The 13,866-nt window shown below is 42.9% G+C and carries 15 protein-coding genes; 4 read left to right on the forward strand and 11 right to left on the reverse strand.

The genetic code is table 11. From position 1 onward, the window contains the following. Window positions 1–331: 331 nt before the first annotated feature. Window positions 332–1,075, reverse strand: coding sequence for a spermidine synthase (locus H5073_RS15715; protein ID WP_182680516.1), 744 nt, complete (start codon window positions 1,073–1,075; stop codon window positions 332–334). A 127-nt stretch (window positions 1,076–1,202) separates the two neighbouring features. On the opposite strand from H5073_RS15715, the gene H5073_RS15720 reads away from it, so the two are divergent. After that, on the forward strand, window positions 1,203–1,748 hold the full coding sequence (locus H5073_RS15720; RefSeq protein ID WP_182680517.1) for a mechanosensitive ion channel domain-containing protein: 546 nt from the start codon (window positions 1,203–1,205) through the stop codon (window positions 1,746–1,748). Between the two features lie 77 nt (window positions 1,749–1,825). On the opposite strand, the gene H5073_RS15725 is transcribed toward H5073_RS15720, so the two are convergent. Together H5073_RS15725 and H5073_RS15730 are read right to left on the reverse strand one after the other, a co-directional pair. Beyond that, window positions 1,826–2,566, reverse strand: coding sequence for a dienelactone hydrolase family protein (locus tag H5073_RS15725; protein ID WP_182680518.1), 741 nt, complete (start codon window positions 2,564–2,566; stop codon window positions 1,826–1,828). Window positions 2,567–2,601: 35 nt separating this feature from the next. Then, window positions 2,602–3,591, reverse strand: a complete 990-nt coding sequence (locus H5073_RS15730) for a 2-hydroxyacid dehydrogenase (RefSeq protein WP_182680537.1) — start codon at window positions 3,589–3,591, stop codon at window positions 2,602–2,604. A gap of 259 nt (window positions 3,592–3,850) precedes the next feature. On the opposite strand from H5073_RS15730, the gene rluA reads away from it, so the two are divergent. Next, complete coding sequence (gene rluA, locus H5073_RS15735; RefSeq protein WP_182680519.1) at window positions 3,851–4,528, forward strand: bifunctional tRNA pseudouridine(32) synthase/23S rRNA pseudouridine(746) synthase RluA; 678 nt, start codon at window positions 3,851–3,853, stop codon at window positions 4,526–4,528. Between the two features lie 198 nt (window positions 4,529–4,726). Continuing rightward, window positions 4,727–5,188, forward strand: coding sequence for a transcriptional regulator AsnC (gene asnC / locus H5073_RS15740; RefSeq protein ID WP_182680520.1), 462 nt, complete (start codon window positions 4,727–4,729; stop codon window positions 5,186–5,188). 172 nt (window positions 5,189–5,360) lie between these two features. Here the strand turns inward: asnC and metF are convergent, their stop codons facing one another. Then, complete coding sequence (gene metF / locus H5073_RS15745) at window positions 5,361–6,257, reverse strand: methylenetetrahydrofolate reductase (RefSeq protein ID WP_182680521.1); 897 nt, start codon at window positions 6,255–6,257, stop codon at window positions 5,361–5,363. Window positions 6,258–6,912: 655 nt separating this feature from the next. On the opposite strand from metF, the gene H5073_RS15750 reads away from it, so the two are divergent. Next, a complete protein-coding gene (locus tag H5073_RS15750) occupies window positions 6,913–7,218 on the forward strand; it encodes a GNAT family N-acetyltransferase (RefSeq protein WP_310734260.1) in 306 nt (101 codons plus the stop codon). Between the two features lie 52 nt (window positions 7,219–7,270). Here the strand turns inward: H5073_RS15750 and H5073_RS15755 are convergent, their stop codons facing one another. The 7 genes from H5073_RS15755 to H5073_RS15785 all read right to left on the reverse strand — a co-directional run bounded on the left by H5073_RS15755 (window position 7,271) and on the right by H5073_RS15785 (window position 13,863). Continuing rightward, entirely contained in the window at window positions 7,271–8,080 is an 810-nt protein-coding gene (locus H5073_RS15755) for a PepSY-associated TM helix domain-containing protein (RefSeq protein WP_182680522.1), read from the reverse strand. An 85-nt stretch (window positions 8,081–8,165) separates the two neighbouring features. Next, window positions 8,166–8,696, reverse strand: a complete 531-nt coding sequence (locus H5073_RS15760; protein WP_182680523.1) for an FMN-binding protein — start codon at window positions 8,694–8,696, stop codon at window positions 8,166–8,168. A 136-nt stretch (window positions 8,697–8,832) separates the two neighbouring features. Continuing rightward, a complete protein-coding gene (locus tag H5073_RS15765) occupies window positions 8,833–10,008 on the reverse strand; it encodes a porin (protein ID WP_182680539.1) in 1,176 nt (391 codons plus the stop codon). A 348-nt stretch (window positions 10,009–10,356) separates the two neighbouring features. Further along, window positions 10,357–10,929: a hypothetical protein gene (locus tag H5073_RS15770; RefSeq protein WP_182680524.1), complete on the reverse strand. Its 573-nt coding sequence runs from the start codon at window positions 10,927–10,929 to the stop codon at window positions 10,357–10,359. Window positions 10,930–10,956: 27 nt separating this feature from the next. After that, the gene (locus H5073_RS15775) at window positions 10,957–12,198 is read right to left on the reverse strand and encodes a transglycosylase SLT domain-containing protein (protein ID WP_182680525.1); all 1,242 of its coding nucleotides are present in this window, start codon (window positions 12,196–12,198) and stop codon (window positions 10,957–10,959) included. Between the two features lies 1 nt (window position 12,199). After that, window positions 12,200–13,024 carry an ETEC_3214 domain-containing protein gene (locus tag H5073_RS15780; protein WP_182680526.1) on the reverse strand — a complete coding sequence of 275 codons (825 nt, stop codon included), beginning with the start codon at window positions 13,022–13,024 and terminating at the stop codon, window positions 12,200–12,202. Further along, window positions 13,021–13,863, reverse strand: coding sequence for a hypothetical protein (locus H5073_RS15785; RefSeq protein ID WP_182680527.1), 843 nt, complete (start codon window positions 13,861–13,863; stop codon window positions 13,021–13,023). Before H5073_RS15785 ends, H5073_RS15780 begins: the two co-directional genes overlap by 4 nt. Window positions 13,864–13,866: the final 3 nt, after the last annotated feature.

Raw genomic sequence — 13,866 nt, forward strand, 5'->3', positions numbered from 1 at the left:
TCATCATGCATATACACAAACATGCTGATTTTTTTATCTAAATGGCAACACTGAGGCTAATGAGAGGGTGTTGGACTAAATGGCTCGAGTGCGTGAGCAGCAGGGATGCTGCGCCCGAGCCCACAGGGACGTGTTGACGGCGTCAGTCGGGACGTTAGTCCAATGGACGAGTTCACCTTACTGCGAATCACAATACTACAAACAAGCTTTGGGGCATAAACATGCCAGAACCTAATCATGATGCACATGTAGAAACATGCTGATTGTAGAGCTAAATGGCAACACCTATGTTATTGAAGAAACATTGAGCTAAACATGCTCAAAGTGAACCTTATTCCCAAGGGCCAAAGCGGTTGAGTGAGCGACTTACATTCACTTCAAGTTGCTGTGAAAGGGCCTGTATCGCAGCTTTATTATTTGCAGCCTCGAAGCATCCTGGAGTATTTGTAGCAAACACTACCCAGTTGCCACCATTGGTTAAACAAGCAAATACCTCACTAAACTGCGCTTTTAAGTGAGCCAGTAATTGCTGGTCTCGGCTATGCTCTTTCCAACAATTAAGCACCAGCAACCCATCGGTTTTGAGTTGCTGCAGGCAGGACGTAATAAACACTTCGGTAAGTTGATTCTTATCCACCCCTTGTTCGACGTACATATCGGCGTAAATTACATCGACTTTTTTATGCAGTTTCTCTTGCAGGAACACATTCGCATCTTGATTAACAAGCTGTAATTTTTTCCCTATGGGTAACTGAAAATAGCGCTTTGCTATGTCAATAACATCAGCCCTTAATTCTACCGCCGTCAATTTAATTGCCGCATCACAATGACGCAGAGCATGGATAAGTGCGCCGCCACCTAAGCCTAAAATGATCGCACTTTTAGGTTTGATAAACAGTAGAGATAACAACATGGCTTGAACGTAAGTATGCTGAGGGATATAAGGTGCAAGGCGTAGCATCTTGCTTTGCTCATCATTATCACCAAATGACAGTATGCGAAAATGATCGTCATCGATCACGGAAATTGTACCGAATTGATCGTTAGCTTGATGTAATACTTTAATATCTGACATGGTTCCAGCTTGCACTGACTAAGAGTGCACTCATCTAAATCGGCAATACTAACATGAGGACGCTACAATCTAGCCGCTTAAGGGGGTAAAATAACCGTTTACTTTTGTCACTAGGCACAACGGGTTTATGTCGAATCATATTTTATTAAGTTTAAGCTATTTAGCGGTATTCTTTTTAGCTCAACATCAGGTTAAGAAGTGGATTTTATCTCAGGCCAATAAAAAGCAAGTCAGCGAAGTGCGCAGCCGTTTAATCATCCAACTTATCTCTTATCTGATGTTTTTTGTGACTTTGTCGGTAATGGCAGTTTCCTTAGGGTTAGGCTATCAAGAGGTTTCGCTATTTGTATCTTCAGCCTTTGCGGTACTTGGCGTCGCCTTGTTTGCCCAGTGGTCTATTTTAAGCAACATCACTGCAGGGGTGCTGATATTTTTTGTATTTCCCTATCGCATTGGTGACAGGATCCGTATCGTTGAGAAAGATGAAGACCTAACAGGTGTCATCGTTGAAATCAGTATTTTTCATGTGCTTATCAAGCGAGATGTGGGAGATTTGATGACTTATCCCAATAGTCTAATGCTTCAAAAAGCTGTGATAAAACTCAGTCCACAGGTTGATGCTTCAACAGCAGTTGAAACCTTAGAAGATAAGAACAGCAGTCAATTTGAATAACACAGATGATAAAAGGGCCAGCAATGCTGATTGCTGGCCCTTTTTATTAGCTCAAATATGAGGAGGAGTAAATAGCGTCAAACTTTTAAGGCTTGATGGAAGAAACTCACGGCTTGTGTGTACATTTGCAAGGCTAAGGCAGGATCGTAGCGCTCATCTTCATCACGCATGAAAGCGTGCTGGGCATTCACTTCTTGCCAAGTAAAAGCAATACCTTGAGCTTCTAATTCATGATAAATAATGTTACGTCCCTCACTGGGAACATGCGGGTCTTGCTTACCAAACACCATAACCAGCTCACCATGAATATCCTTAGTACGACTTAAGCTGTCGTTACCTACTTGGCTGGGTAAATGTCCTGAATGGATATCTGTTGGGTATAAACAAAATGCGGCAGAAACATCTGCATTTAACGCCGCACGATAAGCAAGATGACCGCCAATGCACACCCCTATTGCACCGACTTTATTGCTGCAAAAAGTTTGGCTTAAAGCAAAATCGACTAACGCTTGAGTATCACTGTCGTGCTGCTCTAAGGGTTTAATCGATTTATCTTGATTGCCTTTATCTTTGCCTGCATCGTCATAACCTAATACCGTGCCAATAGGGTTGAGTTCGTGAAATATTTCAGGCACAAGCACTACAAATCCGTGACCTGCCAACATGGTTGCCATTCTTGCTATTGGTGCTGTCTGCTGAAAAATCTCTGAATAGAAGATGATACTCGCAAACTGGCCTTCACTGTTTGGACGGTACACATGGGTGCGCATCGGACCTGTTTTAGTGACTAAGTCATGCACGGATTGGATCACTCTCATTTTAAATCACCATAAGGTTAATAATATTATTTGAATTAGCACAACTCATTGCCGCAAACTTGCCCTAAGGCTAGCTTTTGAATATTAGTTAGCGTAGTCAGCGCAATGGCATTTAAGGCTTCTTCGGTTAAAAATGCTTGATGACCAGTAAAAATCACATTGTGACAAGCTGACAAGCGTCTAAAGATATCATCTTGAATAATTTCATTGGATTTATCTTCAAAAAATAGCCCTTTCTCGTTTTCATACACATCTAACCCTAAAGCACCTATCTTGCCGGTTTTAAGGGCCTCCATGGCATCAAATGCATCCAGTAAGCCACCACGACTGGTGTTAATCACCATAACTCCTGGCTTCATTTTGGCAAAGCTGGCGGTATTAAGTAAATGATGATTATCTTTAGTTTGTGGGCAATGCAGGCTGATGATGTCACTCTGAGCATATAGAGTATCAAGCTCGGTATAGCTAACACCTAAATCAATCACGGTTTGATTTGGATAAGGATCAAACGCCAGCACTTTACAGCCAAAACCAAGTAAGATTTTGATGGTGGCGACACCAATTTTCCCAGTGCCTATTACCCCAACCGTTTTACCTTGCATATTAAAACCGACCAAACCGCTTAAGGCAAAATTTGCATCTCTGGTACGTTGATAAGCTTTATGAATTTTACGATTAAGAGTCAGCATTAATGCAATGCTGTGCTCGGCAACTGACTCGGGAGAATAAGCTGGGACGTTAACCACTGTAATACCCAAACGCTTTGCAGCATCAAGATCAACATTATTAAAGCCTGCACAGCGCATGGCGAGAATTTTAGTACCGCCCTTGGCCAATTCCACCAACACTTCTTCACATAAGGAGTCATTTACGAAGGCGCATACCACTTCGAATCCATGGGCCAGCTTGGCGTTTTGCATGCAAATACGATAATCAAAATATTCAATCTGAGCACCAAAATCTTTATTTATGGCAGAAAAATGTTCGATATCGTAATGCTTAGCACTAAAAAAACCTATCTTCATCATGGGTGTGACCTCTCGATTCATTATTTAATCTGCACTCAGTTGCCCTGAACTCAGTCAAGCTAAATTCAAGATCTGGATGTAACTTAAATTTATGTCAATGACATAATCTGATCTTATTAAAGATATGAGTTTAATAGAAATTAAACTTAGCTTCATTAATTATCCAAGACTTAAGTGCGGATAGCTTGCACCTAGTACCTCGACAGCGTATCTTTGCCGATGAATTTACAGCAACGACTTATTTATTTAACTCCCTATGACTGATTTTGTTTACCAACCTCCAACGACACCTTGGCTTGAAGTCTTACACCAAGATAAAGACGTATTAGTGGTCAATAAACCTTCTGGATTATTATCAGTTCCAGGACGAGACCCAGCTCACTTTGATAGCATTTACAAGCGAGTGCTGGAGCAACATCCCAATGCTCAGATAGTTCATCGACTCGATATGGCAACATCAGGAGTAATGGTGGTCGCCCTTAGACGCAGCGCCGAGCGAGAGTTAAAGCGACAGTTTCACGACCGCGAAACCAAAAAAGTCTACTATGCAAGGGTGGCCGGACATCTCAAGCCTATTCACACTCGTGTCGATTTACCGTTAATTTGTGATTGGCCCAACAGACCAAGGCAGAAAGTAGATCATAAGCTAGGTAAAGCATCGAGTACCCTGATTGAAATCATCAGCTATGGTAAACGCTCAACATTAGTCAAATTAAGTCCGATCACCGGCCGTTCCCATCAACTTAGGGTGCATATGATGGCCTTAGGCCACCCTATCTTAGGTGATGGTTTTTATGCCGATTCACTGGCCAAACGTCTAGCTCCTAGGTTGTTATTACATGCCGCTGAGCTCACATTTTGCCATCCTTACTCCCAAGCGAGCTTGCATTTTAAAGCTGATGCTTCATTCATGCAGCCAGAAGGCGAGCAGTAACTTTATTTAGACTCGTCACTGAGGTTAGCTGTCTCTGTAGCATACAGAGATAACTTAGAAATCACTGCTGAAGATTAACACTAGTTATATTAAGAATGATTAATGTATTAGTACGGATTGTAATGGTTATTTTACTGGCTATTATCTAATGAAAGACGTAAATTTATAGATAATTAATCAAATTACTGGCCATTCACTGTGGATATCGCATTTCAGCGCGACCAACTCGACAATCAGATTCTTGAAGCCTTAATGCAAGATGCCCGTACTCCTTTTGCAGAGCTGGCGAAACGCTTTAGTGTCAGTGCTGGAACTATCCACGTTCGAGTCGAAAAGATGAAGCAAGCAGGTATCATCACAGGAGCACAAATTACCGTAAACCCTAAAGCCTTAGGTTATGATGTGTGTTGCTTTATTGGTATCAATCTTAAAAGCGCAGGTGACTATCCTGCCGCAATTGCCAAACTCAATGCCTTAGAAGAAGTTGTTGAAGCTTATTACACCACAGGTAATTACAGTATTTTTGTTAAAGTTATGTGTCAATCAATAGACGGGTTACAGCACGTATTAATTAACCGTATCCAATCTATAGACGAAATCCAATCAACAGAAACCCTCATTAGTCTACAAAACCCAATAGTAAGAGCGGTGAAACCTTAAGCTTGTCAATAGCGTACCCGCTTACTCTCGAATTCAGATAATAACTGCGACGTTCTTAATTGAGGCGTAGATCTAAACGGCAGCGCCACGCCAAAAAGAGCGTTTTGTCAAATAGAACAATCACTTACCCTGAGTTAAAGCAGCGAGAATATCCGCCTGAGCCAATACGAGATCACACCGCCACTTTTGGCCTTACCCCTAAGGTGTGGCAGATGGCGTAGGTCAGCTCGGCGCGGTTAAGGGTATAGAAATGAAAATCCTTCACCCCTTCTCGGGACAAGACTTTTACCATGTCGATGGCGACGTTAGCACCCACCAATTGACGGGTTGCGGGGTCATCTTCTAGGCCTGAAAATTGCTGATGCAGCCATTGTGGCAAAGACACATTGGTCATGGCGGCAAAACGCTTTAGCTGAGTAAAATTAGTCACTGGCAATATGCCTGGGATGATTTCCACATCTATGCCTGCGGTGACGCAGCGATCTCGAAAGCGTAAATAGGATTCTACATCGAAGAAGAATTGGGTGATAGCGCGGTTAGCGCCGGCATCAATCTTACGCTTTAAGTTGATTAAGTCCGCTTGAGCGTTACGCGCATCTGGGTGCCCTTCGGGATAGGCGGCAACCGATATATCAAAGTCGGCCACAGAGCGCAGCAAACGCACTAGATCGACAGCAAAACGAGTCGGTTTGGGCTGACCGGCCGGCAAATCACCTCGCAGTGCCACTATGTCGCGAATGCCCGATTGCCAATATTGCTTGGCTAGTTCCACTAGCTCTTCGTCGCTGGCATCCACTAAGGTTAAGTGCGGCGCTGCAACTAGTTGAGTTTCTTGCTGAATGCGCTCAATTACAGAATGAGTTCTATCACGTACACCAGAGTTAGCGCCATAGGTCACTGAAACAAACTTAGGTTTTAGCGGCTCAAGGCGGCGCACTGAGCTCCAGAGTAACTGTTCCATCTCAGGGGTTGAAGGCGGGAAAAACTCGAAAGACACATTAATCGCGCCATTCACTTCCGATAGGCTTTGATTCAATGATTGAGCGTGCTGTGCATGATGAAAAGCCATAATGTTTCTTCCTTCGACGTCTTGATTAATAAATCAACTTAGCCGCCCAGCCATTTGGACGTCCAGATAGCCATATACTAGCGTAAATGGATCCCATGTCAATAGCTTGCGATCCCATAAGCTCGTCAAAACACTGAGCGGCCTCAATCTCCCTCCTGCTACATTGGCTAGCCTAGCCTTTAAATAATAGTCGTGTTTCCAATAAGCTGGCGTTAGGATGGAACCTCAGTCAGTATTTTCCTTACCCTAAGAAGCCGACAAATATGAAAATTGAGCGACTAGAAAATCCACAAGCGGATTTAGTGGCATTTTTAAGCGCAAGAATTGCGGAGTTTAATTGGGCTCACTGGGAGTCATACCAATCACATTAATGATGTGATCTATCAGAGCACCTCAAGCTTTTCAATTCAAGGCGCATTAATGCAGTAAGGGTTATTCCCTTTTAAACCTCATTCTTACACAAGAATGCAACGATGAAGTGGAATGCTTGAGTCGCTCCCGAGGGCGGGTTTCAAAGGGGATTTCTCTGCGTTGAAGACTTTTGACATAGCACCACTATGCCTGCAAGCCTTCGCCTTGATTAATACCCTTTGAACTCCCGCTGAATGACCAGATAATTAATACGATTGGTATCACCAGCCGCGATCCTTTAGCAGTGCAAGTCACTAATGAGCAAGGTGAAGTGCTCGCTGGCGCTGCGGCACGTTCTTTCGGAGAGTGGTTATTATTGGATACACTTTGGGTGAGTGAGGCACTACGTGGGCAGGATATTGGCAGTAAAGTGTTAGCTGAAATTGAAGCTATGGGGGTCGAAAGAGGCTGTAAAAAGTGCTTGCTCGATACACTCAACTTTCAAGCGAAACCTTTTTATGAGCAACGAGGCTATCAAGTACAGTGGATACAACAAGATTACCCCAAAACAGGCTGTAAATACTTTATGGTGAAGCTGCTCAGCGAATGACCTAAGATAGCGAGCCAACAGAGCGTGTTAAGAGGCTGCGTTAATAGAGTGATTATTTTCGGCTTGGGCTTTGGCGCCACCAGATCCAGCAACCCGTGCCCACCACCATTAACAATGCCAGCGCAAATAAATCCCACAGCCATACAGTCAAAGGCCCAAACAAGCGGCCACTGTGTAAGTCCAGCGTGACTCGCTCCCAAGTTAAATGACCGCTGCGGGCATTAAGCTCTATGGACTGCCATTGCTCCTTGGAAAGATTTGTTTTCTCTATGGGAGTTAGCCATGCAATATCGGCGCTAGCGCTCACAGTTGTCGATGCTGGCTGCCACTCAACTAACTCTTCATCGCTTAAAAACAGCCCTTGGGCCGTTTTAAGCCATACACCCGCATCATTATAAGTCATGGCTTCTATGCCTTGCGGTAAACCTGTGCTCAAGCCTTGGGTTTCATAAAGCTCGCCTGCGAGTGAAAATAAATACCCGTGCTGACTGTCTATGGCAAACAATGATTGCCCTACTTTCATCGCCCCCAGTAGCGGCAATTTAGTTTCAAGAATAAGTTTATCTTCAAGCCATAATTGAGTGTCTGTAGCAACTAGCACCTGAGGCCTAACACTGAAAACACTCAGGCTATTAGGTGCACTAATACCGTAATAATCCAGCAACCAAGCTTGCTTTACTTGAGCAGTGTCTAGCTTGAAGTCCTGGCTGTGATTAATGGCAACACCAGTTACCACTAACAGCATAATAAATAACGCACTACACAGACCTAAGCGTCTATGCCAAGGGCGTAGCGCCCTTAGCACTTGATTCTTCCAGTCTTGGCGTCTGAATTTTTGACTCGGATGACTGCTTTTAGTCATAATCTTTTGATCATAGTGGTTTGCTCATAGTCGTTTGACATAGTGGCTTGACATAGTGGCTTGGTCATATGGGATTGGTCATCAATTAAGAGCCCGTCTCAGCCTTATTAACATGAGCATCGAGCCACAGGGCAATACGAGATAATTTAGTTAAGGCGCGCACCGATAAGGTCGCCCCAGTAATGCCATCAATATGCCTGTCTAACTTATTATCAGCGTTAAGCTTGGCAGCCTTAAATTGGTCAGTAAAAAAGTCATGGCGCACTTCATCACCACGGCTCTCACGGTACACTAGCACTTTGGTTTGCGCTATGGCGCCCGCTTTTACATGTATGCCCACTGTGATTGGTGCTTCTTTACCAATTTCATCCATAATCCACACACTAGCATCATCTTGTTGCCAATAGCGCAAACGCATTTTGTTGAAACTGTGAGATAAAATATCTTCGATAACCGCTTTTGCTTTATCATCGAGCCAAAATACTTTGGCTTTGGGTAGCTCGCCTTCAAAGGCATGCTGAATGAATTCTTGGGATGATAAATATTGAACTTGCTCGGCCTGAACCGAAGTAGACAAGAAACTTATGCCAAGCAGTAATAAGCTGATTAATCTCATAAGATCCTAATGTTTGAAGAAGGCAAAAAATAAAAACGACACATAAAATAAAGGTGCCTATCATACTGAAAACTGATAGGCACCCCAAGTGTTTTATCTGCTTAAGCTCTAAGACTCATGAGCTGTGGCTCAATACTTAGAACTGATAACCAACACCTAAGTTAAAGCCGTCAGAATCTGCTGCGCCGCCGATATTTTCATAGTCGGCTTTAAATACCACATTTTCGTGTAACCAGTAGTTCACACCTACATTGGTTTGCTTTTTCTTGGTATCAGCATTGCTGCCAGCGTTGTTGTCCCACTCGTTGTAACGAGCGAATACCCCAAACTGGTCATTGATGCGGTAAGACGGCTCGATGTAGAAACCGTTTTGCTTATCACGGCCTAAGGCTTCAGCTTCTTTGCCATCGATATTCCACTGAGCAAACAAGGCTTTAACAGTGAAGTTTTCAATGCTATAGATAGCGTGAGCTGACACTAACGTCGCTGATGCTGTATCAACACCTGCTTCACCTTGGGTTAAATCTGACTGGTATTGCACAGTCGCTGCAAGCTCAAGACCAGGCACAGCTGTGTACTTAACACGGCCGGTGTAGGCTAAGTCTTCGCCTTTAGCTTCAGAGACTTTTTGGCGACCATCACGGATTTTGTATTCTTTACCCTGAGGAATATACAAGCCTGAAGTCACTGCAGTATCAAAGGCTACACCAGGTGCCGCTTTAATATTTAAGTTAAGACCGCCTTCCCACCACGTTGCTGGGATGATGTCTTTTTCAACTGGGTTACGCTCAACACCGTAGAAGGTTGTTGGTTCGTGAGTTTCGTTGATGATACCCACTGGCATTAAAAATAGACCCGCCTTACCGGTTAGCATGTCATTAAAGTCATGCTCGATATAGGCTTGCTCTAATTCCACTTCGCCTTTTTTACCTTCGCCAGCAATTGAGTGCTCAACTTCTAATTCAGAGAAGAAACGGGTGCTGCTGTTAAACTCGTGGCCAACAAACAATACGAAACGATGGAAATCGAATTCTTTCTTATCTGTATTTTTCAGATTGTCAGAGATGTTGTTGTAGTGCAGCTCACCATAACCACCAATAGTGGTTGCTGATTTAGCAGATGCAGTTGACTCAACCACGTCGGCAGTTTTTTCTACACGTTGCTCTGTTTGCTCGAGACGCTTTTCTAAGTCTTTTAATACTTTCTGCTGTTGTTCAATGATTTTACGTAATTCTTGAGTCTCTTCAGACGCCACAGCTGCTTGGCTTGCAAATAGGCCTAACAGTGCGGTAGCAAGTAATGTTTTCTTCATCATTATCATCCCGATTAGTAGTAAAACGTGTAAATTTTTGTAAATTTGTGGGGATTCTACCAATTGATTTGAATAATGCAAACTATTCGTATTTAGAATCATTGGATAACATTGGAGAAGTAAAAATACTTCAATATTAACAATAAGATAAAATTTAAGGCTCTAGGACAAAAAAACAACCAAATAGTTCACAACCGCTAACACTCTCTGCTTATAGATATTGATATGAATGTCTGCCATTCAAAAAATCGCTGCCAATAAAAAGGCCACACTTTATTAAAAGTGTGGCCTGATCGTTTTACAACGCATACCGCTGATGTTAATTCAGTGGTATTTAAATCGCTGTGATTACAATTTATTAGCCTTAAGTTCTGCGTCTAATTCCGCCGTCACTTTGGTGGTGCGAAACTCTTTATACAATACAGCTTCTGCTTTAGGGTCGAGCTTAACACCCGCTTCTTTGATCAATTTATCAAATATTGGCTGAGTGTTATCCATAGTCACTAACGCGCATAGCTGCTTTTGATTGTCGATACGTGCAAAGGCAATTTCTTTTGGAATGGCGCCAACTAAACTCTGCTCAGCAATTTGCTTGCTCACTTGGGTAAAGCTTGAATGATTGCTCACCTCTGTGCCGCTTTGCTTTTGTGATTCTAAGGTTTTATCCATCACCTTAGCACGGGTCTCAATTTGCAATGCCATATCGGCTTTAGCGTTGGCAATAGCCTGCGCCCTAGCCGCTGACATATTATTGCCCCAAGCCACACAGCTTGATGAAGCAAGCCCTGTATCACTGGTTGGTAGGAATACCCAGCTCGGGATTGCATCATTATCCGCCAGTGGCGTAGATTGCGACTTTGGCGTGCTGCCACAGGCAGCAAGCAGTAACATTGACGACGTAATAACGAGTAATTTTTTCATGGTTATATCCTTATTCTGTTAAATCCATTAATGGATATTTGTTTGATACTCTTGCTCTAACTGAGTCACTTTCAATAAATATTTACGAGTTTCACTGTAAGGCAGGTTAACTTTTAATTGGTTATAAACCTGTGCCGATGTGAGTGCATTAATGTGCTTGTATGCCGCTTTAATTGATCTATTTTTACCGCCGTTAAATGCCCGAGCAACATTACCCGCGCCAGTATTATAAGCCGCTATCACGCAATACTTACGGCTTAGGGGATCATCAATTCCTTTAAGGTAACGATTATTTAAAATCGATAAATAACCTGAGCCAAATTCAATATTGGTTTTAGGATCAAACAGCTCGTCAGGTGACGGGGCCTTGCTTCGTTTCAGTAATTTTTTAGCCACGTCTTTACCCGCAGAGCTAGGTACAATTTGCATTAAACCGAAAGCCGGAATATGAGATTGAGCCTGGGGATCAAATGCGGATTCAGCATGGGATATTGCCAGCAAGAGTGATAAATCCATCGACAGCAAGCTCGCTTGAGTTTGGTAATCTTGCATAAAAGGCTTCACCCGATTTGACAGATAATTATTGGGCAAGGAGATCTGATTAATGCGGATATTCTTGTATTTAGGATCTTTTTTAGCTACTTCAGCTATTTTTTCATCCAGTTTTACAATCCGCTGCTCAGTTTCCAACATCAACTTAGCTTTTTCAGCAGCGATATCAGCCTCACTGATGGTTTCATCACGACTTAAGGATGACAAGGTCTGCTGCTGCTGTGTCAAAATAGCATCGACAATTGCGGCCCTATGCTCAGTAACCTTTGTTTGTGTTACTAGCTCAGATTGCCCCGCTTCCAGCTGCTCAACTAATAATGCTTCAACGTTATCTATGCTAGCCAACTCTTTACTGGTACTGGGATCATCGAGTAATTGTTTAACCAGAGTTTTAGCCGGAGCCTGCTTATCGAGCTGCTCAATTTTTAAGGTCTTTTTAACATCATCGATACGAATTCTTGCTTGGCGATCTGCGGTATAAACGATTCGCTCATCCATGGATGTCTGCTTTGGGTCGGCCCAGTCAAGCATTAATGACTGAGTATACCTATCAAACTCAGCCAAATACTCATGCCTGAAGGTTTCATATTCGTTGACATAGCTTGCTGAAAAAGCTTCAAACTCGCTTTTCTGCGCCGCTTTAAATGCGGCAAAGTCATCAGCGGCTCCTAGCTGAGCACTTACCAGTAACGCCGTTGTTGCTATTAAGATGCGCATTTTATTTTCCCTTAAAATAAGCATTAAATTCGTATTGAGTCAGCAGTGCATCGGCGACAATCTCAGGAGAGACTTCTGATACGCCAAAAAAGCTGCTTGGCTGCTGACTTAAGCCAGTGGTTAGCTCAGCAATATCTTGTTGCTCTTCTAACATGCTCGCTTCTTCAAGCTCATCTAACTTGCCTTTTATGGTCAGCTCAGGCTCTTGATACTCAGTTGTCCCTACAATCAAATAATGCCCCATCCCTTTGGCACTCATTTGTTTCGATTTCATAAAATAAGCAAGATTATGATTATCAAAAAAGAACTCATTGCTGCTGCCTATAGCCTCATCTATGCTACTGCTGACAAGCTTATGATCAGTAAAAGGAATGCTGGGATTAAAGCGATCAACAAATGCACCCTCCTCCGTGGGCAAGGTATGCAGCATCATGGCAGCAATACGTTGCTCTTGGGCTATGAGTATCAACAAATATTTATTCTTCTTGTAGTACCTATACTCAAGGTCATTTTGGCGCTCAGAAACCTTGATAACTTGCGGCATACCCACCGATTTTTCAACATACTTAAGGTAATTGCCAATATGAATATTCGCGATGGTTTTATCTTCTACTTTGTGGGTAAAGTTAGTAATAAACCCTTGATAGGCTTCAGTTAATAACTGCTTACTATCAGACCAATTCCCCAGCCCCATAAGTAAAAAGGCACAGAACACTATGAAACGTATAACCCCTGAAAACCACCCTGACGATTCCGTTTCTGCATCATCTTTTTGCAAATGATTACCGGTAACTACCTGCAATATAAATTCCATCAATCCTTTCATTTATCATCAACCTTGATGTTTTTTATCGGATCTAAATCTTGTTTAAACTGAGATAAGCTGTCTTGTAGCGCACTATTGGCAAGTTCTGACTGGCTGCGCTGGTTAAAACTCACGCCTTTGCCAGGATATGTTTTCTGCCACAGTAACGCAGGCCCATGATGAACCATCACTTGAGTTTGGCTTTTTACAAAGTCTTTACCCACACCAACAAGCTCGGTATTTATTCGATACTTTATCTGGCATTTTTGCTCAGAATTAATCACAAATCCCTGCTGAATAAGCAAAGCGGTGAGTTTTTTTGATGAAAGTTTAGGATTTGCTCCCTTTGCGATAACGCAGGAATTCTTAGCCAATAACTTACTGTCTCTGTCCGCCTCTTCAGCTATTTTTGCCGCTTCAATATCCGCAACAGAGACGCGAATGCCGGCGTACACTTGGCAGTTTTCAGCATCAACCCAACGGTCAAATACTGTGGCATTTTTTAGCAGTTGCTGACTTTGTTGCAAAGATACGGATTGAAAACGTGAGGAGGAAGCTTGATTACTGCTGCTAAGTTTTGAAATTTCGCTGGTTTGAACTTTAGTACCAAGTAATTTTGACAAGCTACTTCTTGCATCCGTATCAGCCCTGCGCTCATCGATACGCTTAATACCAGTACACATGGAGCCACCTGATGCTTGCCAACCGTCAGCGTTTGCCTCTTGGGCGTATACCCAAGAGGGTGCAGGACGCTCATCATAATAGCTAGCGCAACTGCATGCTGATGCATTAAATGCTTGAAGGCCAAAGATAAATAACCCGGCTAGCCTTAAGCTAGCCTGAGGTAATTGAAAGCCCATCAA

Origin of the sequence: Shewanella sp. SR44-3, from assembly GCF_014163735.1 — a bacterium.
GTDB lineage: Bacteria > Pseudomonadota > Gammaproteobacteria > Enterobacterales > Shewanellaceae > Shewanella.